The 23,728-nt window shown below is 34.8% G+C and carries 25 protein-coding genes; 6 read left to right on the top strand and 19 right to left on the bottom strand.

Annotation, left to right across the window (positions count from 1 at the left end):
• Positions 1-6 precede the first annotated feature (6 nt).
• From WMO19_RS05650 to WMO19_RS05610, 9 genes are all read right to left on the bottom strand, one after another.
• A complete protein-coding gene (locus WMO19_RS05650) occupies positions 7-708 on the bottom strand; it encodes an ABC transporter ATP-binding protein (protein ID WP_019124943.1) in 702 nt (233 codons plus the stop codon).
• A 93-nt stretch (positions 709-801) separates the two neighbouring features.
• Positions 802-1,203, bottom strand: coding sequence for a hypothetical protein (locus WMO19_RS05645; RefSeq protein ID WP_288167034.1), 402 nt, complete (start codon positions 1,201-1,203; stop codon positions 802-804).
• Positions 1,190-1,792, bottom strand: a complete 603-nt coding sequence (locus WMO19_RS05640) for a YhfC family glutamic-type intramembrane protease (RefSeq protein WP_288167035.1) — start codon at positions 1,790-1,792, stop codon at positions 1,190-1,192. Before WMO19_RS05640 ends, WMO19_RS05645 begins: the two co-directional genes overlap by 14 nt.
• A gap of 146 nt (positions 1,793-1,938) precedes the next feature.
• Complete coding sequence (gene smpB / locus WMO19_RS05635; protein ID WP_019124946.1) at positions 1,939-2,394, bottom strand: SsrA-binding protein SmpB; 456 nt, start codon at positions 2,392-2,394, stop codon at positions 1,939-1,941.
• Positions 2,387-4,489 (bottom strand): ribonuclease R, encoded by a 2,103-nt coding sequence (gene rnr / locus WMO19_RS05630; protein ID WP_349170641.1) that lies wholly within the window; start codon positions 4,487-4,489, stop codon positions 2,387-2,389. The genes smpB and rnr overlap by 8 nt, the downstream gene beginning before the upstream one ends.
• Positions 4,489-5,661: a D-alanine--D-alanine ligase family protein gene (locus WMO19_RS05625; protein ID WP_349170639.1), complete on the bottom strand. Its 1,173-nt coding sequence runs from the start codon at positions 5,659-5,661 to the stop codon at positions 4,489-4,491. The genes rnr and WMO19_RS05625 overlap by 1 nt, the downstream gene beginning before the upstream one ends.
• Positions 5,662-5,665: 4 nt before the next feature.
• Complete coding sequence (locus WMO19_RS05620) at positions 5,666-7,219, bottom strand: UDP-N-acetylmuramoyl-tripeptide--D-alanyl-D-alanine ligase (RefSeq protein ID WP_349170637.1); 1,554 nt, start codon at positions 7,217-7,219, stop codon at positions 5,666-5,668.
• 9 nt (positions 7,220-7,228) lie between these two features.
• Positions 7,229-7,999, bottom strand: coding sequence for an alpha/beta fold hydrolase (locus WMO19_RS05615; protein WP_349170636.1), 771 nt, complete (start codon positions 7,997-7,999; stop codon positions 7,229-7,231).
• A complete protein-coding gene (locus WMO19_RS05610) occupies positions 7,986-8,450 on the bottom strand; it encodes a hypothetical protein (protein ID WP_349170635.1) in 465 nt (154 codons plus the stop codon). Before WMO19_RS05610 ends, WMO19_RS05615 begins: the two co-directional genes overlap by 14 nt.
• Before the next feature lie 106 nt (positions 8,451-8,556).
• Between WMO19_RS05610 and WMO19_RS05605 the strand changes: the two genes are divergently transcribed.
• Positions 8,557-8,796: a glutaredoxin family protein gene (locus WMO19_RS05605; RefSeq protein WP_019124952.1), complete on the top strand. Its 240-nt coding sequence runs from the start codon at positions 8,557-8,559 to the stop codon at positions 8,794-8,796.
• Positions 8,797-8,828: 32 nt separating this feature from the next.
• Here WMO19_RS05605 and WMO19_RS05600 read toward each other — a convergent pair whose 3' ends face one another.
• The 7 genes from WMO19_RS05600 to WMO19_RS05570 form a co-directional block, all read right to left on the bottom strand.
• On the bottom strand, positions 8,829-9,734 hold the full coding sequence (locus WMO19_RS05600) for a hypothetical protein (RefSeq protein ID WP_349170634.1): 906 nt from the start codon (positions 9,732-9,734) through the stop codon (positions 8,829-8,831).
• 194 nt (positions 9,735-9,928) lie between these two features.
• Positions 9,929-10,915, bottom strand: coding sequence for a 3D domain-containing protein (locus WMO19_RS05595; RefSeq protein WP_349170633.1), 987 nt, complete (start codon positions 10,913-10,915; stop codon positions 9,929-9,931).
• 382 nt (positions 10,916-11,297) lie between these two features.
• Positions 11,298-11,927: an NUDIX hydrolase gene (locus WMO19_RS05590; RefSeq protein WP_349170632.1), complete on the bottom strand. Its 630-nt coding sequence runs from the start codon at positions 11,925-11,927 to the stop codon at positions 11,298-11,300.
• A complete protein-coding gene (locus tag WMO19_RS05585; RefSeq protein WP_349170630.1) occupies positions 11,917-12,957 on the bottom strand; it encodes a patatin-like phospholipase family protein in 1,041 nt (346 codons plus the stop codon). The genes WMO19_RS05590 and WMO19_RS05585 overlap by 11 nt, the downstream gene beginning before the upstream one ends.
• The gene (gene mscL, locus WMO19_RS05580) at positions 12,954-13,373 is read right to left on the bottom strand and encodes a large conductance mechanosensitive channel protein MscL (protein ID WP_316719175.1); all 420 of its coding nucleotides are present in this window, start codon (positions 13,371-13,373) and stop codon (positions 12,954-12,956) included. Before mscL ends, WMO19_RS05585 begins: the two co-directional genes overlap by 4 nt.
• Positions 13,374-13,383: 10 nt before the next feature.
• Positions 13,384-13,803 (bottom strand): deoxycytidylate deaminase, encoded by a 420-nt coding sequence (locus WMO19_RS05575; RefSeq protein WP_019124958.1) that lies wholly within the window; start codon positions 13,801-13,803, stop codon positions 13,384-13,386.
• The gene (locus WMO19_RS05570) at positions 13,800-14,378 is read right to left on the bottom strand and encodes a ribonuclease H family protein (protein WP_349170629.1); all 579 of its coding nucleotides are present in this window, start codon (positions 14,376-14,378) and stop codon (positions 13,800-13,802) included. The genes WMO19_RS05575 and WMO19_RS05570 overlap by 4 nt, the downstream gene beginning before the upstream one ends.
• Before the next feature lie 86 nt (positions 14,379-14,464).
• Here WMO19_RS05570 and WMO19_RS05565 point away from each other — a divergent pair, with 86 nt between their 5' ends.
• From WMO19_RS05565 to WMO19_RS05550, 4 genes are all read left to right on the top strand, one after another.
• Positions 14,465-15,355, top strand: coding sequence for a fructose bisphosphate aldolase (locus WMO19_RS05565; protein WP_349170627.1), 891 nt, complete (start codon positions 14,465-14,467; stop codon positions 15,353-15,355).
• Positions 15,356-16,087: 732 nt separating this feature from the next.
• Positions 16,088-17,731 (top strand): tryptophanase, encoded by a 1,644-nt coding sequence (locus WMO19_RS05560; RefSeq protein WP_332087598.1) that lies wholly within the window; start codon positions 16,088-16,090, stop codon positions 17,729-17,731.
• A 71-nt stretch (positions 17,732-17,802) separates the two neighbouring features.
• Positions 17,803-19,143 (top strand): sodium-dependent transporter, encoded by a 1,341-nt coding sequence (locus WMO19_RS05555; protein ID WP_349170626.1) that lies wholly within the window; start codon positions 17,803-17,805, stop codon positions 19,141-19,143.
• Between the two features lie 176 nt (positions 19,144-19,319).
• Complete coding sequence (locus WMO19_RS05550) at positions 19,320-19,895, top strand: hypothetical protein (RefSeq protein ID WP_349170624.1); 576 nt, start codon at positions 19,320-19,322, stop codon at positions 19,893-19,895.
• Between the two features lie 42 nt (positions 19,896-19,937).
• Here WMO19_RS05550 and gloB read toward each other — a convergent pair whose 3' ends face one another.
• Entirely contained in the window at positions 19,938-20,627 is a 690-nt protein-coding gene (gene gloB / locus WMO19_RS05545; RefSeq protein WP_349170622.1) for a hydroxyacylglutathione hydrolase, read from the bottom strand.
• A 126-nt stretch (positions 20,628-20,753) separates the two neighbouring features.
• Between gloB and WMO19_RS05540 the strand changes: the two genes are divergently transcribed.
• Entirely contained in the window at positions 20,754-21,287 is a 534-nt protein-coding gene (locus tag WMO19_RS05540; RefSeq protein WP_349170620.1) for a hypothetical protein, read from the top strand.
• Between the two features lie 442 nt (positions 21,288-21,729).
• On the opposite strand, the gene groL is transcribed toward WMO19_RS05540, so the two are convergent.
• On the bottom strand, positions 21,730-23,352 hold the full coding sequence (groL, locus tag WMO19_RS05535; RefSeq protein WP_349170618.1) for a chaperonin GroEL: 1,623 nt from the start codon (positions 23,350-23,352) through the stop codon (positions 21,730-21,732).
• An 11-nt stretch (positions 23,353-23,363) separates the two neighbouring features.
• Complete coding sequence (locus tag WMO19_RS05530) at positions 23,364-23,645, bottom strand: co-chaperone GroES (RefSeq protein WP_349170616.1); 282 nt, start codon at positions 23,643-23,645, stop codon at positions 23,364-23,366.
• Positions 23,646-23,728 lie beyond the last annotated feature (83 nt).

Here is a 23,728-nt window from a genome sequence, read left to right as displayed (position 1 = left end):
CTGCACCTACCATTCTATTTCCATAATATCCCTTGGATTTTTGTTGATAAAAACATCCTTTACCCTTGCATCTGAAATCTCAATTAATCTATCTGCAGAATTTTTTATTGCCGAATTGTGAGTAATTAAAACCACTGTAGTGTCTGTTGTCCTAGTTAAATCTTGCAAGAGCTTTAAAATTTGCTTGCCTGTGTTATAGTCAAGAGCTCCCGTTGGCTCGTCGCAAAGGAGAAGTTTTGGATTCTTTGCAATTGCACGAGCAATGGATACCCTCTGCTGTTCGCCACCAGATAATTGTGATGGGAAGTTGTCCATTCTCTCGCCAAGTCCCACAGATTTTAAAACTTCCACTGGATCCTTTGCCTTCTTTACAATTTGTGTGGCAAGCTCTACATTTTCAAGAGCCGTCAAGTTTGGAATGAGATTGTAAAATTGAAAGACAAAGCCCATGTCATACCTTCTGTAATCTGTAAGCTCCCTCTCATTAAAGGAGACAATGTTTTTGCCATCAACAAAGAGTTCGCCACCAGAAGCAGTGTCCATGCCGCCAAGAATATTTAAAAAAGTTGACTTTCCAGCACCAGATGCGCCGAGAATTATTGCAAATTCATTTTTTTCTATTTCAAAATTTAATTTATCGTTAGCCATTACAGATCTCTCGCCAATATTGTAGACCTTGGAAAGATTTTTAACTTCAATAAAAGCCATAGTATCACCTGATGCTATTATATCAAAATTTCCCTATACTTTAAATTTAAAAAAACGCCCATGACTGAGCGTTTTTAAATAATTTTATTACATTTACTTGAAAAATATTCCAACTATTTTATCATCCTTATTAAAACTTACCCTAAAAAGAACATCCTTTTTTTCATACTTGACCTTTTGTAAAATAGTCGAATAAGTTGAGCCCGAATTTTTATCCTCTTCATAGATCCCCTTAGCGTCACCGAATTCTACAAATTTCCCATTTTCATCAAGATTTTTATAGGCTTCTTCCAAAATTTCTTTTTTAAATCCTAATGATTTTTCTGTTAAATCAATAAATTCATCTGTTTTTCTCTCATTGACTAAACTTATGGCAGCTTGAGATTTTTTTTGATACTTATTAAAATCCTCATCTGACATTTTTTTAGTCTTAGAACCGCAGGCAACCAAAAGTAATACAATAGCTGTTAAAGTTATAATTTTAAATTTTTTCATTTCTATTCCCTCCTAAATTAATTTTAAAAATGAAAATTAAGATAAATATACAAAGTAAAGTCCAACTTCCGTACAAAATCAAATTACTAAATCCAAAAATATTCTTTAATATTATAAAATAATCAAAAAAACCATGTAAAAAAATCGCTAGAATTAAATATCTGTATTTTTCCATTCTATTAAATCCAAGCCATATTAATAAAGTCATACCAATATGAAAAATCACCGCTAACAATCTTTCATATAATCCTAAAAAAATATCAGACCTAGTCATAAGGTTTAGACTGCTAGAACTCACAATAAGAACAAATATTACTTCTATAATTCCATGACCTAACCCAAAAATAATTGCATCTGACTTGCTATTACTTTCTTTTAAAAATTTATCCTTAAAAATAAATCTTCCACCCTCTTCAAAAAGTCCAGCACTCAGTGTGATTAAAAATCCATATAATAGTGGATAAAGACTCTGAAAGTTGTTGAGCCATAAGTTGTTGTTTAATAATTTCAAAAGAGGTAATCGAAGGCATAGCTGTGACAATACAAAACATATCATTCCTAGCAAAAATAATTTTAAGAATTTTTTCACAATTAAAACCCCTTTCTATTTAGATTATTGTCTAAATAGAATTTTATCATCATTATTTTTCTATGTCAATAAAATTCCTTTGATTTTAAATACAAAATAAAAACGCCCATGACTGAGCGTTCTCTAATAAATTTTATTTTTAATTTTTAATACATTGTAGCCTGGCGAAGTTTTTTGTCCACTTCTTTTTTCTTCATTGTCTCCCTCTTGTCCCAAAGTTTTTTACCCCTTGCCTTGGCAATTAAGACCTTTACCTTTCCACGAGTTAGGTAAACCTTTAGGGGAATAATTGTGTAGCCATCTTGGGTCTTAACTTTTTCCAAGCGGAGAATTTCATTTTTGTGCATCAAAAGTTTTCTCTTCCTCATGGGGTCAACATTGTGTATATTTCCCTGCTCATAAGGAGAGATGTGCATGCCGTAGACGAAGATTTCGCCCTTATTTATGTCGCAGTAGGAATCTTTTATATTTACCTGACCTGCTCTAATTGACTTAACTTCTGTTCCAAAAAGTTCTATGCCAGCTTCATAAGTGTCCTCGATAAAATAAAGATGGCTCGCCTTTTTGTTATTAGCTATTGCATTGTCTTTTTCTTTACTCATCTTCATCACCTACTAATTTAAAATCAATATTTCCCATATTTAAGTCCACGCTTACAACTTGGATCTCTACTTGGTCGCCTATGTGGAACTCATTTTTTGTCTCATAGTCCACAGCCTTGTAGTGGTCCACATCAAATTCGTAGTAGCCTTCCATGGACCTGTAGCTTACAAGGCCTTCTACTAAATTGTCTAGTTCCACAAAAATTCCAAAGCTTGTGATGCTAGAGACCCTGCCAGTGTATCTTTCTCCAAGACGCTCTGACATGTACTCTGCCATTTTTATGTCTTGGACTTGTCTTTCTGCCTCCTGAGCAATTTTTTCTGTCCTGGAAACTTGCTCTGCTATCTCTGGCAAGATGACCTTTAAATTTTTAATTTCTCCACCTGAGAGTTTGCCCTTTAGGTATTTTTTTATAATTCTGTGAATTGTAAGGTCAGCATATCTTCTTATGGGAGATGTGAAGTGTGAATAATAATCAAAGGCTAGGCCAAAGTGAATGTCATTTATTTCAGAATACCTTGCCTTTGTCATAGAGCGTAGGGTCATAGTTGAGATAAACATCTCTTCCTTAGAGCCCTTTGCCTTTTCAAGAACCTTTTGTACATCTTTTGGCTGAACTTTTTCGTCAAAGTTAATCATGTAACCAAGAGGTCTTAGGTAGCTATTAAGTTCAGAAATTTTTTCTTCCTTAGGTCTTTCGTGAATTCTATATAAGAAAGGAATGTGCTTGAAAAAATATTCCCTTGCCACGCAGACATTGGCTGTAAGCATAAAGTCTTCTATGAGTTTGTTTGCTGATCTTCTGTCTCTCTTGTGAATATTTTGTGGCCAACCTCTATCGTCAACTTCAATTACAACTTCTGGTATGTCAAAGTCAATGGCGCCGCCCTCTTCTCTCTTCTTTTGCAAAATTTTTGAGAGCTCATACATCTTGTCCAGTGTTTTTTCCAGTCCCACTAGAGATTCGTGATGAATTCCCTTTTCCAAGTAGTCAGACACATTTTCGTAGACCAGCCTTTTACTTGAATTTATAACAGATTCACAGATGTCATATTTTACAACATCGCCCTCTTTATTTATCTCTGCCATAACTGATAGGGTAAGCCTATCTAGACCCTCATTAAGGGAGCATATACCATTGGAAAGTTCAAAGGGTAGCATGGGTATTACCTTGTTTAACAAATAAACTGAGTTGCCCCTCTTGAAGGCCTCTTCGTCAAGAGCGCCAAACTCTTCTACATAGTGTGCCACATCGGCAATGTGAACGCCTAAAAGGTAATTGCCCTTCTTAGAAATTTCAAGAGAGATGGCATCGTCAAAGTCCTTTGAGTCTGCCCCGTCAATTGTAAAAGTAAGTAACTCTCTAAAGTCCCGTCTTCCCTTTATATCATCAGCAGAAACCTCTTGTGGCAGGCTCTTTGCCTCAGCTAGGGCTGCCCTGTTAAATTCCATGGGTAGGTCAAGACCTGCTGCCACAGACATTATGTCCACATGAGGATCATCAGGATAACCTAAAATTTCTAGGACGCGTCCTTCTGGTTTTTTATTTGCCTCTGGCCACTTCTCGATTTTTACAACTACCTTTTGACCATTTCTTGCTCCATTAATTTTTTTCTTTGGAATGTAGATGTCCATTGCCATTTTGCTCTCGTCAGTGATTACAAAACCAAAGTCCCTCTTGTCTTGAAAGATGCCCACAAATTTTGTGTTCACCCTCTTTACTATGGCAAGGACCTTGCCCTCTGGCTTGTCGCCAAAGGAATCTTTATACCTTCTCACAATGACTTCGTCGCCATTTAGTGCGAAGTTTAAATTATTTTTTGATATATAAATGTCTTCGTCAAGATTTTCAGTAATCAAAAATCCAAAACCCTTGGCATTTGTTTGAAGTTTCCCATAAAAGAATTTGTCATTGTCTACAAATCTATATTTTTTTCTGCTGTCTTCAAAAATAAGTCCCTCATTTTCTAGTTCATCAATTATTTTCAAAAACTGCTTCTTTTCTTTATTTTTAATTTTAAATAATTTAAGGAGTTCCTCTTTTGACCTTGGTTTTGTCTTTTCGATAATTTCTAAAATCTTTTCTTTAATCATTAAATCTTTGCTCCATAACTTGTCATATTAAATAAGTTTGAATCGATGGAATAGCTGTTTTCTGCCCTTTCACTGTGTCTTTCATGGCCAAGTTCAATTAATCTTGTGATTAAATCCTTAATCTTTAAGCCCTCTACTTCATAGAGGTAAAAGGCAATGGAACCTGGAAGAGTGTTGATTTCATTTACATAAGCCATATCGCCATCAACTAAAAAGTCAATTCTTGCAACGCCTGCTCCGTCAATTGCCCTAAAACTTTTCTTAGCAAGGTCTTTAATTTCTTTTTCAAGTTCTGGTGTGAGGTCAGCTGGAAGCTTTTTGTTTTGATGCTTTTGTGAAGATTTTGCTCCCTTTGAGCCAGAAACATACTTGTCTTCATACTTTAAAAGATCTTTAAAGCCAAGAGGTTCTTCTGCTGCAGAAACTTTTAAATCATCTTCATAACCTAGGACTGCCACATTTATTTCTCTTGGGTTTACCACTGCTTCTTCCACGATTAATTTTCTGTCGTAATGGGCAGCAACTTCAAGGGCCTTTGAAAGGTCAAGAGCATTTTCCACTCTTGAAATTCCAATAGAGGAACCTAAATTTGCTGGCTTTACAAATAGAGGATATTTCAAATCCTTGCACTTTTCAACAATATTTTGTAAATTTTTGAGCTCATCTTTGTAAAAATACTTGTATTTCGTCATGGGGATATTTTCTGATTCAAAAACTTTTCTCATTACAACCTTGTCCATGCCCACAGCAGCAGACATTACACCACAGCCAGTGTAAGGCATCCCCATAAGTTCAAAAAGTCCTTGAGTACATCCATCTTCGCCAAATGTTCCATGAAGGGCAAAAAATATTGCGTCAATTTTTTCAAAAACTTCTACAGAATCATATTCTGCCTTAAATAATTTCTTGTCATTGTGTTTCACGCAGTAAAGATTTCTGTCGCCATAAATTGGCTTAAAGAAAACTTCAACTCCATCGTGAAAGTCTTGGTTCTTGTAGGCTTTAAAGTTTTTTAAACTTTCGCCAGAGAGAAATTTGCCGCTCTTTGTAATATAAATTGGAATAGGATTGTACTTAGTCTTATCCATATTTTCAATAATTTGCATTCCTGTTATAACAGAAACTTCGTGTTCAACGGATCTTCCTCCGAAGATTACTCCTATATTTTCCATTTTTTCACTCCTCATTGTAGTTGTCAGGTAGGTCATTTTCAAAGAGAACGACATCTCCCGGCAAGGAAATCTTTGCTAAGACTTCAGTAGCTTCTGCTAGTGAAGACACTCTATAAATATTATCTTCATTAAAATTTTTATTTTTTAAGCCCTGGTAAATCGGCATAGTTCTCTTTTTCCCAACTAAAATTGGAAAATTTATGACATCTGCCATGACTTCGCCTATTTTTCTATTTTCTTCTTCTTCCATGTCGCCAAGTTCAACCATGCCCGGCGTAATAATAATTTTTCTGTGGTCCTTAAATTCTCTAAGGACATCAAGAGCTGCCCTAAAGCCTACAGGATTTGAATTAAAGGCATCATCAATTATTATTGTGCCATTAGTTGATGGTATAAGTGAAAGCCTGTGTTCCACTGGCTCAACTTTTTTTATTCCCCTTTGAATTTCTTCGAGGCTAAGTCCAAGGACATGGGCTGCAGTTGCTGCCGCAAGTAGGTTTGAAATATTGTGGACTCCAAGAAGCCTAGTCTCGCATTTAATTTCTCCCACATCTATAATGTGTAGGGTAAATTCGGATCCTTCCTCATTTACTTTTATTTCATGGGCATAGACATCTAGCTTGTCAAAATCTCTTGTGCCGTACCTATAGGTTTTCTTTTTAGTCTTGTCTGCAAGGGGCTTCACATAGTCGTTGTCGTAGTTAAAAATTGCAATTCCATCTTCAGGCAAGTCCTCGATTAACTCGTACTTAGTCTTTTGAATGTTTTCGATTGTCTTAAAGAGGTGCATGTGAGTTGGTCCAATAGCTGTAATTATTCCAATGTCTGGTTGGACAAGCTGTGCAACTTCGTGGATTTCTCCTGGAACCTTGGCGCCAAGCTCTGCAATAAAAACTTCCCTGTCACTTTCAAGCTCGTTATTTATAATTTTTGAAAGGCCCATAGGTGTGTTAAAGGAAGATGGCGTGTTCTTGACCCTTAGTCCCTCAGATAAAATTGTGTCAGATATAAATTTTACAGAAGTCTTGCCAAAGGAACCTGTTATGCCAAGGACCTTTAAGTCATTTTCTTTTTTGAATTTTTTTATTTTTTCTTGGGCAGAAGTGTAAAAGCCCATGTTTATCTTATCTTCAGTAGGCTTTGCCCACTTGTTAGAAAGTATCAAAAGTCTGTATTGGTAGAAATATGTCAAAAAGGAAAGGACTAAAGTCGCAAGACCTGAAATGACATAGGACTTTGTTATATCAAATAGGACCAGTGAAATAATTACTATAAGAATAAAAGTAAGGTCATTTACAAGCTTATGCTTCTTTAAAAGTCTCTTTGCCCTGTCAGTCCAAACTATGGGTGTCTTTTGATTTTTCTCAGGCTTATAGACAAGCTTATTCATCTTTTCCCTGTTGTTTTTTAAAAATGTCTTGTATTCATCATTGTCGTAGCCCTCTAATTGAAGCATGTGAATGGGAAAATTGCTCCTAATTAGAGAATAATATAGGGCCAGGCAAATAACTACAAAATCTATTAAGTAAATTGGTAATCTCGCCAAAAAATATTCCATGTAAATCTCCTAATCTAAAAATGAATTAATAACTGCGCTAAATTGCGAAAACTTGTCTAGGTAAGAATAGTGACCTGCATCTTCTAAGACCACAAGTCCAGAATTTTTTATCTCTTCTTCAAAAATCTTACCCATGTAAAGCGGCGTTGCCTCGTCCTTATCGCCCCAAATGAGAAGGGTCTCTGCCTCAATGTTTTTAAACTCTTCTCTTGTAGATTCATTTACAACTTTTACGAAGCACTTGCGCATAATTCCATCTGCTGCCTGATAGTCGTCAGAGCCGCGATTTTTGTAAAACTTTTCCAAGGCTTCTTCATTGTTACCGTGAGTCAGCATATATAATTTTTTTGCCGCCTTAAAGGAGTAGACCTTGGTGTAATAAGAAAGCTTTCTCTTGGGAAGAACTCCCGATGCATCAATTATTACAAGCTTGTCTATTAAGTCCACATTTCTTGCCCCTAGAATGGTTAATGTCTTGCCACCAAAGGAGTGACCGATAAAGGTCGCCTTCTTTATCTTAAAGATCTCCAAAAATTTTAAGAGAAATTCATAATAATCGTAGGTCCCCATGACTTCTTTTGGGTTATCAGAATCGCCAAAGCCTGGCGCATCATAGGCATAGACTGTGTAGGATTCTGGAATGGCATTAAAAATCGGCATAATTGATTCAATATATGCGCCCCATCCGTGGAGAATTACAGCCACTTTGTCGCCGCCCTCTCTCTTAATATATGCAGTTTTAATTCCATCTATATCAATAAATTTTTTATCTATTTTCATCTTCATCTTCTTCTATAAAAATTATGGATCCCTCATCACTTTTTGAATTATTTTCTTTTCCAAAATCTTTTTCAATATAAAGTCCAGAAAAGTCATCTTCGCCGAAATTTTTATCTAGCTTACTTTCAGAATCACTTGTAAAAATAAGACCTGAACTGTCTCTTGTATCAAGACCCATTTTTAGGGAAGAGATCCTTGCACTGTGCCTTTCAATTTCTCTCAAGGTCTCGTCAACATCAAGCTCTGACTGAAGACCCTTTAAAAGATTATATTCATGGCGACCAAGGGTTTCAAAGAGTTCAGATAACTTTCTCTCTTCATTTAAAATTTCGTACTTTAGCCTTGCCGTCTTCTTAATTTCCTGTGATTCACTTACAATTTTTTTCTTCAAATAGTTTAAATTTTCCATAATTTCATCTACATTGCCATCGAGACTGTCAAAAAATCCCACAATATCACCTCGAATCTATGTTATTATATCAAAAAATGGCTGTTTTTTAAATACTGCCCTTGTTTTCTTTGCCATTAATTGGGTAAATCTATTTTGGAGGGATATTATGGAAAAATTAACACTTTATGTAGGAACAGTTTGTCCTTTCTGCAAAAAAGTTGAATCCTTTATGGCAGATAATGGCATTGACTCTGTAGAAATAAAAAATATCGACAAGGACAAGGAAGCTCGAGAGTATTTAATTGAAAAGGGTGGCAAAAAACAAGTGCCATGTCTATTCATTGGTGAAGAGCCTCTTTATGAATCACTAGATATTATTAAATATTTAAAGGAAAACCTAGCATAATATTTATTTAAAGAAAAAAAGACAGGGAGACTCTAAGAGTTTTCTCTGTCTTTTTTATTTCTTCTCTTGTACTTATTTTTCTTTCTCTTTTTTCGCGATAACAAAATATTTTTGCTCTTAGAAATATTGTAAGTGTTTAAAATTAAATTAATTAGGCTCATTAGCATTATTACCTTTATGATAAATACCTTTGGAATAAAGTGATTTGTCATAATAATAAAACTGATGATTGTAAAAATATCTACAAAGTATTCCAGATACATTACCTTTGAGACTATGGTGTTTTCTGAAAGCTTTAAGTTGTCACTAAGCACATTTATAAAAAATAAAAACATTATAAAGGTGTAAGTGACAATGGAAATATTTATGCTGGCAGTGATTATATAAGTCTGAAGCATAAAATACATTGAAAAAGTCACTAAGTGTAGTGCAATTTTATACTTTTCAATTTTAAAATCCTTAGTCTCATAAAGATTATCTATGTCCCAATCCTCTGTAAGTGCCTTTAAAATTTTTTTGGTCTTAATTTTTTCACAAATCCATGAGGGAAGTAGGCTCAAGATAAAAATGCTAATGACTAGACTCTTTAGTAGGTCAAATAAATTTGCGCTGACAAATCTGTTGAAGTAATTGAAAATAAATAAAATTATTCCAATTAGGGCTGAAACAGAAAGCATCTTCAAGAAGGCGACAAAAATTTCATAATTCTTGCCACTTATAAGAAAGTTTCCCCCCTCAGTATAAGCACTAGCAAATTCGTAGGGATTACCCATTCTATTTAATTCTTTTTTTATGTCATCTTCCCTATAAATTTCGGGAAGTCTATCTTTTAAAATTTCTAAAAAATCATCCCTGGCATCCTTTTGCTTGTCATAGGGGATGTATCTTTGCAAATAATAAATATATCTATCGACGAGTTCATGTTCAATTAATTTCATAAAATCATCCTCATATATATTATAAGGTAAATAAAAGTTCTTTTAAATGGTGAAGCTTTATTTTTTAAAATTTTATTTTTTCTTAGCTTTTTAATTTCGGTGAAAATTTTCGACAAGTTCTAAGTAAAAGTCTCACAAATTTTTTAAAAACAAAAAATTTCCCAATAAAAAAAGTCCTGTTGCCAGGACCTTAATTAGTCTAATACATAAACTTTTACATTTCTTCTGCCGAACCTATTAGCTTCAGCATTTGAGTTGTAAAATAAATCAATTCTGTTGCCCTTAATTGCTCCACCAGTATCTTCTGCTGTTGCATATCCATAACTTGCGAAACCATCCATTGATTCTATATAAAGTTTTGAACCAAGGGGAATAACCTTAGGGTCAACGGCAACTGCGCCAACTCTTGCACGAGTTCCCATGGCAGTTTTTGAGCCAGCTGTTGGATCATAAGCTGTAGCTTGCATTACTATTACTCTTTTTGCATTTTTTCCATTAGGAGCTACTGTTCCCTTTTTAGTTCCAACTTCTACAACTTCCTTAACTGGATCCTTTGTGATTTCACTTTTTAAAACTTCAGTTGTTTCAAGAACGCCATTTACATAAGTGTTCTTTAGGCTTTCAGTCTTTTGTCCAACTTCGCCTTTAGTGATTACATTTTTTTCTCCTTCAAACATGTCTTTGTTTTCGCGACTTTCTGTTTCAAAAGGAATTTCTATTTTGTTTTCAAGGTTTTCAACTACAACTCTATCAATTTTAATTTCCATGCCCTCTTTTGCAATTTCGTCAAGAGGAAGAGAAACTCTGTCAAGTTTGTTTAACTTAATGTCTAGGTTGTCAAGAACATCGGCAACTGTGTAACCACTTGCTTCAGCTATAAGAGTCTTTTTGCCGTCTTTAATGTGATAAGATTTTGGAGAAGAAATAACAATCTTCATATCCTTATCAATTGCTTTATCAAGGCTTGGACTAACTAGGTCCTTATTTTTAAGTACAATGCCTTCCTTTTCTAGGAAGTCACCTACAGTCTTTTCATATGTAAAAACTGTCTTTGTCTTTCCATTAATATTTAATTCTACATCATTTCCTAGAGCTGTGCTAAAACCCATTGTGAGTACAGACACAAGAGCTAGGACAATCAAAATAAATTTCGCATTTCGAAAAATGTTTTTTCTATTCAACTATATTACCTCCATAACGTTACAAAGTTGTAAATATTGTTACGATTTTGTAACCTCTTCTAACCTCATAAAAGTATAATAGAAAAAACTTGATTTGTCAATTTTTTGTAACCAATTTGTAATTCTTGTCCTAAGTCTTAATATTTAGCCATTTCTAAATTTATATTATTTGTATATATTTTCCAACAAAAATAAAAAAAGCTCTAAAGCTTGAAATTTAGAGCTTGAAAAAGAAATATTACATTTGTGCTACAAATTTATTTTACTTTTTTATCCTTTTTTATAAAAAATCCCTTAAATTTTTCATTTTTTGTGAAAAATTTTTTCTTTTGTTGTGCTTAATAAAATTTTTTAACATTATATGTACAAAATTTTATTAAATCTAAAGGCTTATCCTTTCCACAAACCTTCTCGCCATTTTTGCAGTAAAGCCCCAGATGATTTGACCCTTATAATCATAGAAAAGTACTTCTTCCCTTCCCCTTTTAAATTTATAATTTTCGCCATTGGGGATCAAGTGGTAGGGGAAGTCCTCGCTTCTATTGACCTTTAAATTTATGGTGTAGGTTTTTGGCTCAGTCTCCATAAAAAATCTTAGTGGCACTGTAAAAATACTTTCCACTTCTGCACTTGATGGACTGATTTCGAAAAAATCTTTTTTAATTTCGCCTATGAAGGTGTAGATAATTGCAGCATAGGGATTGACCAAAAAGTCGCCCTCTGCATAGATTTCCAGGTCTTTTTCTTCTATTAAAAGCTCCTCGCAAGTTTCTCTAAGGGCAGCCTCCCAGGGAGTCTCATTTTTTTCTATGCGACCCCCTGGAAAGGAAATTTCTCCAGGCTGATTCCTAAGAGTTAAGGCTCTCTTCTCAAACAAGAGGTGAATTTCTCCCTTTCTCTTTATTAGAGGAATCATGACAGCAAATCTATTTTTCACATCTACAGGCATGGGACTTTTCTTCTGAAGTTTAGCTTTAATTTTCATCAAGTCAAAATCAGCATTAAAATCCATTTTCTATTTCCCTCATTAGTTCATCAACTGTATAAATTTTAAATCTGTCCACTTTCTTCTTTTCTGCCTCATCTTCCAAAAGCTTGTAGAGAAGTTCGTCATATTTAAAAGTTTCTGGCAAGTCTAATTCCTCTGCAAGCTTTGGAACATGTTCCTCAAATACCTTTCTCACAAGTTCATTTTCAGAATTTTCAAACTTGTCTTTTAAAATTCTGTAAATATATTTTAAACTTTCCTCTTCCTCCACTGGATGTATATAATAATCTTCTCCCCTTAATCCTTTAACCTCTCTAAAGGCGTCGAAGTAACCAGTTTTTATGAGCTTATCAGCCTTTTCTTTGTTAAAATCCATGCTTGAACCAAGCTTCTTATTTGGCTTTATTATATATTTTGCCTTTATTTCAGTTTTAGGAGGAGTGTTGTGCAGTCTTATAACTACAGCGTCCCTGCCTGTCTGGTCAACCATGTCCACTGGCAATTGTGATGCAAAGCCACCATCTAAATAATACTTTCCGTGAAGGGGCTTCATTTTAAATACAGGCAAGTAACAAGATGCGATTATATAATCCTTCAAAAGTCCCTTTTCTATGTCATTCTTAAATAATTTTTCAACCTTAAAATCAGAAATATTGACAGTACACAAGCCAAAATCAACATCAGACTTTCTTATTTTTTCTTCATCAATATATTCGTCAACTAACCTAAATAGTGGGTCTGGGGATTTCTTTATCTCAGGAATTTTTATATCGCGATTCCTTAACAATTGACTTATCTTGTCCAACAAGTCATCATCTTCATTATTATCAATTTCTTCCATTTCATTTTCAAAGGAAGATAAATCTAAACTTTTCCAAGCTTTAAAACACTCATAGGCATCACCTTGGCAGAACATAGCACCGTTAATAGCGCCAATGCTTGTGCCAACGATTTTTGAAAAATTAAATCCCATTTCCATGAGGGCGAAATAGGCACCAACTTGGTAAGCACCCTTTGCTCCGCCGCCTTCAAGGACTAAATCCCACTTTTTCATTTTACACTTCCAAGTTCAGATGTGCAGTGTGGACATCTAGTAGCATCAATGGCAATAGTTGACTTGCAGAAAGGGCACACCTTTTCTGTAGGCTCAGCTTCTTCTTCCTCTTTTTTAAATTTGTCAGTAACCTTTGAGATTTGTTTGATCATAATAAAAATAACAAGTGCGATAATCAAAAAATCAAAAACAGCTTGCAAAAATACGCCGTATTTAACTTCAGCATTTCCTACAGTTGCGCTCAAATCAGAAAAATTAACGCCGCCAAGTAAAATTCCAATAAGTGGCATCAAAATATTTTCCACAAGACTTGACACGATTTTGCCAAAGGCGCCACCTATAATGACACCCACAGCCATGTCCATGACATTGCCCTTGGAAATAAAGTCCTTAAACTCTTCCATAAATCCTTTCATCTTTAACCTCCTATATTTGTTTTAATCTTATATTGTTTTTTTCGATTAACTCCATTGCATAATCGTCAACCCTATAGGCTTCGTGGTAGTAAATGGCGCAGATGCCTGCTTGTATAAGTGCCTTTGTGCAGTTTAGGCAAGGAAAATGTGTAACATAAGCCTTGGCGCCCTTGACAGAAATCCCTTCCTTTGCACAGTAAAGGAGGGCATTCATCTCTGCGTGGATAGTTGCTATGCAGTGGCCGTCACGCATAGTGTGACCAACTTCGTCGCAGTGAGGGTTTCCCGTTACTGATCCGTTGTAGCCCGTGGAAATTATTCTGTTGTCAGAATTTACCAGGACGCAGCCCACAAAGGCGCGGTCGCAAGTAGATCTAGTCGCTACCATTTCAGTTATTTCCATAAAATATTCATCCCAAGATTTTCTCATTTTGCCTCCTTTGCAAGCTTGTCCACAAGTTCGTTGTACTTGACACCAGTATGTGCCTCTACCTTTATAAACTTCACTTGAAGCCTATCCTTAATGTCGTCGTAAAATTTTTTATAGGCTATGGTTCCCTCTTTATTTGTCTTCCAAAAGCCAAGAGCCCATGACCTTATGCCTTCGTAATCGTAATGAAGATAAATTTTTCTCTTTCCAAGGGCAAGTGCCTCTTCCATGGCACGCATGGCGCCCTTTATTTCTCCAGAAACATTTCTCATGTCCGAATCCTTGAAAAATCTCTTGGAAAAGGAATATTCCTCCTCATCATTGTACATATATACCCCATAGGAATGACTCTTATCAGAATTTCTATAAGAACCGTCTACATAAACTATGAGTTCATCTTTTTCTGCCTGGTCCTTTTTTTCTTCTTCAACTTCATTAATAAAGGCCTCTGCATCTTCAAGAGAGGAGAATTTTTTAAAGCTTGCTCCCTTAAAGCCCATGGTTTCTTTTTTGCATTCGTCCCAAGTTTTATATATGCCAGGATTTCTCCCAACTCTAACTGCGTAATAATTCATATTCACCTCAAAATTTGTCATTTGTCAACTATGTCTACTTATTATATAATTAGAAGTAATTAGAAGTCTAGACTTTGGAGGTAAAAATGAATAGAGAACAATTTGATAGAATGAAAAATGGCAAAGGCTTTATAGCTGCCCTTGACCAATCAGGTGGCTCAACACCTAAGGCACTTTTAAATTATGGGGTTACAGAAGACAAGTATTCCAACGATGAAGAAATGTTTAATCTCGTTCACGAAATGAGAAAGAGAATTATAACAAACGAAGCTTTCACATCAGACAGAATTTTGGCTGCAATTTTATTTAAGGTTACTATGAATTCAAAAGTTGGCGACAAGTATACTGGCGACTACCTTTGGGAAGAAAAGGGTATAGTTCCAATCCTAAAAATTGACGAAGGTCTTGATGAAGAAAAAGATGGCGCTCAACTTATGAAGCCTTTCAAAGGCCTTGACGAACTTCTTGAAAATGCAAAGGAAAGAAATATTTTTGGAACTAAGATGCGTTCTGTTGTAAAGGAACTCAATGAAGAATCAATTAAAAAAGTTGTTGACCAACAATTTGACTACGCAGTAAAAATATCAAATGCAGGCTTCGTTCCTATTATCGAGCCAGAAGTTGACATCCACGCTAAGGACAAGGCTGAAATCGAAGAAGTCCTAAAAAAATATTTAATCGAAGGACTAAAAAAACTTGGCAAGGAAAATTATGTTATGTTTAAGTTGACTCTTCCTGAAAAAGAAAATCTTTACGAAGATCTTTATGACTTTGACCAAACAGTTAGAGTTGTTGCCCTTTCTGGCGGCTACTCAAGAGAAGAAGCTAACGAAAAACTTAGAAAAAATAGGGGCGTAATTGCATCTTATTCAAGAGCCTTAACTGAAGGACTTAATGTAAATCAAAGCGACGAAGAATTTACAAAGATGCTTGATGACTCCATAGAAAAAAATTATTCAGCTTCAGTTGAAAAATAAATATAAGAAAGCAAAAAACCTCTGAATTCAGAGGTTTTTCTTTGTCTATATTATTAAAATTATTGATTTTCAATTATCAAACTAAATCTTTTTTTATAAAATAAGTTAATATAAATACACTGATAAATGCCACAACATAACTAAATAAAATATATAAAAAAAATAAAACACTTCCCTTATTATCATCAAACTTTTGTATAGTCAAAAGTGTTGGAAGAAAACATAAAAAACTAATATATGTATATAAGAGAAGTATAGCCTTTATGAATATATTATTTAAATCAATATCAAAAATAATATATCCCCAACCTAATGTTAAAAATATTATAAAAGCGTGAATTAAAATCCTATATATTATGTTTGATTTATCCGTAGACTGCCAAAAAAGTAATTGAAAAAATTTTTTCACATGTATTCTCCTTTTTAAAGATTTACAAAAATTTTGTCCAAATTTCTCTTAGTTATTTTAACTTTTTTAATTTAATATTTCAAATTATTAGCGTCCTTAAAAATTTATTTACCACTAAACTTCTATTATTGACTTTGATAAATTGGTAATGTAAACTATTTCTTAGATAATACATATTATCTTGGAGTTCTGACCGCTCATCAATAAAGAAAATTTAAAATTTTGATAACCGGGGTTCTCTATGGGATACTGTCCGCTAGTCGATTTTTGTCGATGACCGGGGTTCCTCTATAACTTTTTTTATTTTTATATGGAGGTTTTTTATGAAAAAGTATCAATTAGATGTACCTACACCACATTCCTACACTTATGTTACAAAGAATATTCCTAATGTAACTGTGGAACAAAGAGAAAGAGCTCTTAAGGCTACTCACTACAATGAATTTGCCTTCCCTGCAGGAATGTTAACTATCGATATGTTATCTGACTCAGGAACTACTGCCATGACAGATGTTCAATGGTCTGCAATGTTTTTGGGTGATGAATCTTATGGAAGAAACAAGGGCTACTATGTTCTCTTAGATACCTTTAGAGATGTCTTCGAAAGAGGCGACGATCAAAAGAGAATTATTGACCTTGTAAGAACTGACTGCGACGATGTTGAAAAGATGATGAACGAAGTTTACCTTTGTGAATACGAAGGTGGACTATTTAACGGTGGATCTGCTCAAATGGAAAGACCTAATACTTTTATCATCCAACAAGGTCGTGCAGCTGAATCAGTTTTATTTGAACTTGTTAGAAATATTTTAAATGGAAGAGAACCTGGAAAGACTTACACAATTCCTTCTAATGGACACTTTGACACAACTGAAGGAAATATCAAGCAAATGGGTTCTATACCAAGAAATTTATACAATAAAGAACTTTTGTGGGAAGTTCCTGAAAATGGTCACTATGAAAAGAATCCATTTAAGGGCAACATGGACACAGAAAAGTTGGAAGAATTAATTGAAAAATTGGGACCAGAAAATGTTCCTCTAATTTATACAACTATTACTAACAACACAGTTTGTGGTCAACCAGTTTCCATGGCAAACATGAGAGAATGTTCAAGAATTGCTCACAAATATGAAATTCCTTATATGTTTGATGCTGCAAGATGGGCAGAAAATGCTTACTTCATAAAAGTTAATGAAGAAGGCTATGCTGATAAATCAATCCCAGAAATTGCAAAGGAAATGTTCTCTTATTGCGACGGTTTTACTGCATCTCTTAAAAAAGACGGACACGCAAACATGGGTGGCGTTCTTGCCTTTAGAGATAAGGGATTATTCTGGAAGAAATTCTCTGACTTTAACGAAGATGGATCAGTTAAAACTGATGTAGGAATTCTTTTAAAGGTTAAACAAATTTCTTCTTACGGCAATGACTCCTACGGTGGAATGAGTGGTAGAGATATTATGGCACTTGCTGCTGGACTTTATGAAGCAGCTAAGTTTGATTATCTTGATGCCCGTGTTAAACAATGTGAATACCTTGCACAAGGCTTCTACAAGGCTGGCGTAAAGGGCGTTGTACTTCCTGCTGGTGGTCACGGTGTTTACATCAACATGGACGAATTTTTCGACAACAAGAGAGGACCAGAAACTTTTGCTGGTCAAGGTTTCTCTGTTGAATTAATTAGACGTTATGGAATTAGAACTGCAGAACTAGGCAACTATTCAATGGAATATGACCTAAAGACTCCAGAACAACAAGCTGAAGTAGCCAATGTAGTTCGTTTCGCAGTAAACAGAAGTCAACTTTCAAAGGAACACATGGATTATGTAATTGCAGCTGTAAAGGCTCTTTACGAAGACCGTGCTACTATTCCTAATATTAGAATAGTAAAAGGCAAGAACCTTCCAATGCGTCACTTCCACGCCTTCCTTGAAACTTATGAACCTTCTGAAGATGAAAAATAAGTTTTAATTTTTTAATTTAACATTAAGAAAAGCTCCTTGCAAGAGGGGCTAGCCTATTAAGGAGAATGACTATGGATAATAACTTAAAAGCTCGTGATGGTTTTAAAAGTAAATGGGGTTTTATACTTGCTTGTATAGGCTCTGCAGTTGGTATGGGTAATATTTGGCGATTCCCTATAATGGTTTCTACCTATGGTGGAATGACTTTTTTAATTCCATATATAATATTTGTAACTCTTATAGGCTCAACTGGAGTAATTTCTGAAATGGCACTGGGAAGATCAGCTGAAGCTGGTCCCGTTGGCGCCTTTGGAAAATGCACAGAATTAAGATGGAATAATAGAAAACTTGGCGAAATAATTGGACTTATACCAGTATTAGGCTCCCTTGCCCTAGCCATAGGTTACACTTGTGTAATGGGTTGGATTTTTAAGTACACTTTCCTTTCATTATCAGGCGGACTTTATGCTATGGGTCAAGACATGGATGTAATTGGCGGAACTTTTGGACAAACAGCCTCTGCCTTTGGCGCAAATATTTGGGTCGTTATAGCAATTATTGCAAGCTTTGCCATTATGGTAATGGGAGTATCTGGTGGAATCGAAAAGGCAAACAAAATTATGATGCCTGTCCTCTTTGTTTTATTTGTAGGACTTGCAATTTACATCTTCACCCTTCCAGGTGCAAGCAATGGATATAAATACATCTTCACAGTAAACCCTGAAGGCTTAAAGGATCCTAAAGTTTGGATTTTTGCCTTTGGACAAGCCTTCTTCTCCCTATCAGTTGCTGGAAATGGAACAGTAATTTACGGCTCCTATTTACCTAAAAACGAAAGCATTCCATCCTCTGCAAGAAATGTTGCAGTCTTTGATACTCTAGCAGCTCTACTTGCAGCCTTTGTAATTATCCCTGCCATGGCAACAGCAAATGCACCCCTTGATACTGGTGGTCCTGGACTAATGTTTATTTACCTAGTAAATGTATTTAATGGCATGGCTGTTGGTAGAATCATTGGTATTATTTTCTACATCTGTGTACTTTTCGCAGGCGTATCTTCAATAATAAATCTTTACGAAGCACCAGTTGCCTATTTGCAAGAACAATTTAATTTTTCAAGACCAATTGCAACTACAACTATTCATATAATTGGTTGTATCGTAGCTATATTTATTCAAGCTATAGTCGGCGGTTGGATGGATGTAGTTTCCATTTACATCTGCCCACTTGGAGCAGCCCTTGCAGGCATAATGTTCTTATGGGTTGCAGGAAAAGATTATGTAATCTCTGCAGTTAGTCAAGGTCATGGAAAAGAAATCGGCGGATGGTATTATCCACTTGCAAAATATGTATATGTAACAGCTGCCATAATCGCCCTAATAGCAGGCGCAAAATTTGGCGGTATCGGTTGATATAATTTAATAAAAAAATTAAGTGTTGGCATTTTTGCCAGCACTTTTTTTGCCCTACAATTTATTTTATATTCTCTAAAATTTTAAATTTTAAAAAATATCCTCTTGCGTGTTTTTTTTGTGTGATATTATGTTATTATAGTAAAGTATAGTTTGTGAGTTTAGGAGGTAAGATTATGAAAAAGAAATATCTCATTATTTTATTGACGATTCCCTTAATTTTTAGTGGTTGTAAAAAAACAAATAGCGAAAGTGCAAATTCTAACCAAGAAGCACCGGAAAATTCTATTCAAAATGAAAAAGTTGAAAAAGAGGAATCTTCAGCAAAGGAAAATCAAGATAATCAAATTGAGGAAAAGTATAATATTGTCCCACTAACAAAAAATATTGCTATTATCTTAAAAGAAATTGGCTACGAAAATGTTGGTGGAACAGTAGAAGAAGCAAAGGATCTTTATCCAGATGCAAAAATTGTTGGAAGCGAAAAAAATCCAGATACAGATGTAATTTTTGAAGTCTATCCAGACTTAATTATTACAGATTCCTCTAACCAAAGTAATATTTTATCAAAAATACATGATTATAATTTTAAGAAACAATGTCGCTCTATTACTAACCCTCTTTCTTCTGCACCTAGTTTAGAAGAATATATTTACGTTTTCTGCAAGGATATAGATTATCCTAAGTATAGTGAAGAAAACCCTATACCAGAAGATTTGTTAAATAAAATAGAAAAAGAATTAAATAAATAAAAAATTAAGCTCTGGATCAGCTTATGACCCAGAGCTTTCTCTTTAAAAATTATCCTTTTTATTTCTATATTGTATAAATTCATCTAAGTCCCTTGCCAAGAAGAAGGGATTTATTTTTTTCTCCTTGCCTATGCTTGATGGAAGGGTGATCTTATCTTCTTCACGCAGTTTTTTTACTCTTTCATATTCTCTGTCTAAGTCCTCATTTGAAATGACAGACCTTGCAAATTTTAAATTGGCAAGAGAATATTCGTGAGCTGGGTAAACTAAAGTGTCTTCATCTAAGCCCTTTAACTTATTTAGTCCCTCATAGGCTTTTTTGTAGTCCTTAGTAAAGACTCTGCCGCAGCCTGCAAGGAAAAGGGCATCTCCACAAAATAATTTGTCTTCAACTAAATAGGAAATATGGTCTTCTGTGTGTCCTCCAGTTAAAATAACTTTAAAGTTTTCACTCATGACTTCAAATTCATCAGCCTCACTTAAAGTAAAGTCGTTATATTCTTTTGTTTCAAGGGGGCCGTAGACTTTCGCACCGTATTTATTTTTAAGTTCTTTAACGCCGCCCACATGGTCCATGTGCTTGTGAGTTAAAAGAATGTAGTCGAGATTTTTATCCTTCAAATAATCTATGACAGGGCCAGCATCGCCAGGATCCACAACAAGGACCTTGCCATTCTTTTCCATAACCCAGATATAATTGTCATTAAAAGCTTTAATATAATTAATAAACATAAAACACCTCTTAATATACATACTCTTATTGGTGTGATTTAAACAATGATATGGTGATAAAGAAATTTTGCTAAAGATTTATTTGCCTGCTATAATAAAATTAATAAAGGATATTAGGAGGTCAATATGAAAAAATTTTTAATAGTTTTTCTTGCAATATTTTTAATTGGCGGGCTAATATATTTTTCACAAAATAACAATTTAAAAGAAAATTCAACAAGTCCGAGAAAACTAAGTTCCGACACGAGAATATATAAAAGTGATGACAAGGGCGACTTTAAAATATACAAGGAAAAAAATTACCAAGATGGTTACTACTTATTGAAAAAAAGAATATTTTCTGAGAGTAAGTCTAATGAATTTGATTTGTGCTTGATTTTTGATATAGAAAACCAGAAAATAGGTCCTTTAAAAGATGTCTCCATAGAAACTGAAGGTGAAGGCTTCCAAGGAATTGTTCATGTAAAAATCGAAAGTGATGGAAAAAGTTTGGTCTACGATATTTTAGGAAACTTAAATGAGGGGCCTTTGGAAAGACCAAATTTGGATATAAAGGATATGGGAAGAATGATTGATGCATCTTTTTCCTCTTTAAGTGAATCTAAATCCCTTGATCATGTGGAAAAAGTTGGGGCTATATTTTTACCTTGGATGTTTTAAAATTTATATGAAAGATAAAGAAAGTAGTCTTGTGGTTTTAAGACTACTTTTTGTTTTTTATTCAATTTGTTTTAAGATATCCGACTAGCTTGGTTTCAGTGTGAGGACAAAAGAAAAAGACAGCCGCTTTTTGTGACTGTCTTTTTTTAGGTTGTTTCTTGATTTACAATCCGACTCGCTTGAAAATGCTCCCTATTCGGTCGCATCGTCTTCGTTCGCTGGATAAGCTTCAGTGTGAAGATAAAAAAAGGCAGTCAACTTTATGACTGCCTTTTTAGGTTTTTTCTATATATCCAACTCCGACTCACTCAAAAATGTTCCCTATTCGGTCACATTTTTTCGTTCGCTGGATAAGGTTCTTCATAGCTTCAGGCTCCTTTCAGTCGCCTTCAGCTTGAAGACCGTCTCAATCGTGACTCGTCGCGATTGAGACTACCATTAATTACATCATACCCATGCCTGGATTCATTGGAGGCATTGCTGGTGCGTCTTCTTTTATGTTTGCTACTGCTGCTTCTGTTGTCAAGATCATTGATGCTACGCTTGCTGCGTTTTGTAGGGCTGATCTTGTTACTTTTGTTGGGTCAACAATTCCAGCCTTTTTCATGTCTACATATTCTGACCTATATGCGTCAAAGCCAATGCCAGCTTCTTTTGTCTTTACATGTTCTACTATTACTGAACCTTCTAGTCCTGCGTTTTCTGCTATTTGTCTTAGTGGTTCTTCTAATGCCTTAAGGATTATATTGGCGCCAGTTTTTTCGTCGCCTTCTAATTCGTCAACTACTTTTGCTACTGCGTCTATTGAGTCGATTAGTACTGTTCCACCGCCAGCTACAATTCCTTCTTCTACTGCTGCTCTTGTTGCTGCAAGGGCATCTTCGATTCTTAGCTTTCTTTCTTTAAGTTCAACTTCTGTTGCTGCTCCTACTTGGATTACTGCAACTCCGCCAGAAAGTTTTGCAAGTCTTTCTTGTAATTTTTCCTTGTCAAATTCTGAATCTGATTCTTCTATTTGATTTTTAATGTGGGAAATTCTGTTTTCAAGTTCAGATTTTTCCCCTGCACCATTTACTATAACTGTAAGATCTTTTTCTACTCTTACCTTTGATGCAGAGCCAAGCATATCAATTGTTGCATCTTTAAGGTCTTGACCTAAATCAGATGATACAACTTGTCCACCAGTTAAAATTGCTATATCTTGTAGCATATCTTTTCTTCTGTCGCCATAGCCTGGAGCCTTTACTCCAACTACATTTAGTGTTCCTCTTAGAGAGTTTACAACTAGAGTTGCTAGGGCTTCGCCATCAATGTCATCTGCTATGATAAGAAGTGGTTTTGATGATTGAAGAACTTGTTCAAGTAGTGGCAAAATTTCTTGTATATTTGAAATCTTTTTGTCTGTAATTAAAATGTATGGGTCTTCTAATTCTGCAACCATTTTGTCAGAATCTGTCACCATGTATGGAGAAAGGTATCCCCTGTCAAATTGCATACCTTCAACTACATCAAGACTTGTCCCCATTGATTTTGATTCTTCAACAGTGATTACACCGTCGTTGCCAACTTTTTCCATTGCTTCAGAGATGAGCTTTCCAACTTGTTCATTGGCAGCTGAAATTGATGCAACTTGTTCAATTGCTTCCTTTGAAGAAACTTCTGTAGAGAAGTTTTTGATTTCTTCAACAGTTTTTTCCACTGCCTTTTCAATTCCCTTTTGTAGAACCATTGGGTTTGCACCTGCTGCAAGGTTTCTCATTCCTTCTCTAATAATTGCTTGAGCAAGTAGAGTAGCTGTTGTTGTGCCGTCACCTGCAACATCATTAGTCTTTGTAGCAACTTCCTTTAAAAGTTGTGCCCCCATGTTTTCAAATTTATCTTCACATTCAATTTCTCTTGCAATAGTAACACCATCATTTGTAATAAGTGGTGTGCCATATTCCTTGTCTAAAATTACATTTCTGCCCTTAGGTCCAAGTGTAACCTTAACTGTATCAGCAAGAGTATTTATTCCTTTTATTAAGCCTTTTCTAGCATCTTCTGAAAATTTAATTTCCTTTGCCATGTTATCACTCCTTATTCAATAACTGCCAAGATATCTTGGAATTTTATAATTGTGTACTTTTCCTTGTCAAGTTCGATGTCATTTCCTGCATACTTTGAGAAAATAATCTTGTCTCCAACTTTTACAAGACCCTTCATGTCTTCGTCTGTATCTAACTTATTTCCCGTTGCAACAACTTCTGCAATGTTTGATTCTTCCTTGGCTGATGATGGAAGAACTATGCCTGAAGCAGTTGTTTCTTCTTTTTCAATTTTCTTGATGACGATTTTATCGTCAAGTGGTCTAAGTTTCATCTATATTAACCTCCTTAAATTTAGCACTCACTAATGTCTTCTGCTAATACTTATATGATAATACATTAGAAAAATTTTTTCAA

Origin of the sequence: Peptoniphilus hominis (ex Hitch et al. 2025) (genome assembly GCF_040096015.1) — a bacterium.
Classification (GTDB): domain Bacteria; phylum Bacillota; class Clostridia; order Tissierellales; family Peptoniphilaceae; genus Peptoniphilus_A; species Peptoniphilus_A hominis.
This window is presented reverse-complemented; position numbering and strand designations above follow the sequence as displayed.

What these genes read in the sequence shown, in the direction of transcription:
- WMO19_RS05600 (WP_349170634.1), bottom strand. Translation starts at nt 9,734, where the DNA reads ATGAAATTAATTGAACATGAACTCGTCGATAGATATATTTATTATTTG.
- WMO19_RS05560 (WP_332087598.1), top strand. Translation starts at nt 16,088, where the DNA reads ATGAAAAAGTATCAATTAGATGTACCTACACCACATTCCTACACTTAT.
- WMO19_RS05605 (WP_019124952.1), top strand. Translation starts at nt 8,557, where the DNA reads ATGGAAAAATTAACACTTTATGTAGGAACAGTTTGTCCTTTCTGCAAA.
- WMO19_RS05625 (WP_349170639.1), bottom strand. Translation starts at nt 5,661, where the DNA reads ATGGAAAATATAGGAGTAATCTTCGGAGGAAGATCCGTTGAACACGAA.
- WMO19_RS05555 (WP_349170626.1), top strand. Translation starts at nt 17,803, where the DNA reads ATGGATAATAACTTAAAAGCTCGTGATGGTTTTAAAAGTAAATGGGGT.
- WMO19_RS05615 (WP_349170636.1), bottom strand. Translation starts at nt 7,999, where the DNA reads ATGAAAATAGATAAAAAATTTATTGATATAGATGGAATTAAAACTGCA.
- WMO19_RS05570 (WP_349170629.1), bottom strand. Translation starts at nt 14,378, where the DNA reads ATGAATTATTACGCAGTTAGAGTTGGGAGAAATCCTGGCATATATAAA.
- WMO19_RS05550 (WP_349170624.1), top strand. Translation starts at nt 19,320, where the DNA reads ATGAAAAAGAAATATCTCATTATTTTATTGACGATTCCCTTAATTTTT.
- WMO19_RS05540 (WP_349170620.1), top strand. Translation starts at nt 20,754, where the DNA reads ATGAAAAAATTTTTAATAGTTTTTCTTGCAATATTTTTAATTGGCGGG.
- rnr (WP_349170641.1), bottom strand. Translation starts at nt 4,489, where the DNA reads ATGATTAAAGAAAAGATTTTAGAAATTATCGAAAAGACAAAACCAAGG.
- groL (WP_349170618.1), bottom strand. Translation starts at nt 23,352, where the DNA reads ATGGCAAAGGAAATTAAATTTTCAGAAGATGCTAGAAAAGGCTTAATA.
- mscL (WP_316719175.1), bottom strand. Translation starts at nt 13,373, where the DNA reads ATGAAAGGATTTATGGAAGAGTTTAAGGACTTTATTTCCAAGGGCAAT.
- WMO19_RS05565 (WP_349170627.1), top strand. Translation starts at nt 14,465, where the DNA reads ATGAATAGAGAACAATTTGATAGAATGAAAAATGGCAAAGGCTTTATA.
- WMO19_RS05620 (WP_349170637.1), bottom strand. Translation starts at nt 7,219, where the DNA reads ATGGAATATTTTTTGGCGAGATTACCAATTTACTTAATAGATTTTGTA.
- WMO19_RS05530 (WP_349170616.1), bottom strand. Translation starts at nt 23,645, where the DNA reads ATGAAACTTAGACCACTTGACGATAAAATCGTCATCAAGAAAATTGAA.
- WMO19_RS05650 (WP_019124943.1), bottom strand. Translation starts at nt 708, where the DNA reads ATGGCTTTTATTGAAGTTAAAAATCTTTCCAAGGTCTACAATATTGGC.
- WMO19_RS05590 (WP_349170632.1), bottom strand. Translation starts at nt 11,927, where the DNA reads ATGGATTTTAATGCTGATTTTGACTTGATGAAAATTAAAGCTAAACTT.
- WMO19_RS05585 (WP_349170630.1), bottom strand. Translation starts at nt 12,957, where the DNA reads ATGAAAAAGTGGGATTTAGTCCTTGAAGGCGGCGGAGCAAAGGGTGCT.
- WMO19_RS05645 (WP_288167034.1), bottom strand. Translation starts at nt 1,203, where the DNA reads ATGAAAAAATTTAAAATTATAACTTTAACAGCTATTGTATTACTTTTG.
- smpB (WP_019124946.1), bottom strand. Translation starts at nt 2,394, where the DNA reads ATGAGTAAAGAAAAAGACAATGCAATAGCTAATAACAAAAAGGCGAGC.
- gloB (WP_349170622.1), bottom strand. Translation starts at nt 20,627, where the DNA reads ATGTTTATTAATTATATTAAAGCTTTTAATGACAATTATATCTGGGTT.
- WMO19_RS05575 (WP_019124958.1), bottom strand. Translation starts at nt 13,803, where the DNA reads ATGAGAAAATCTTGGGATGAATATTTTATGGAAATAACTGAAATGGTA.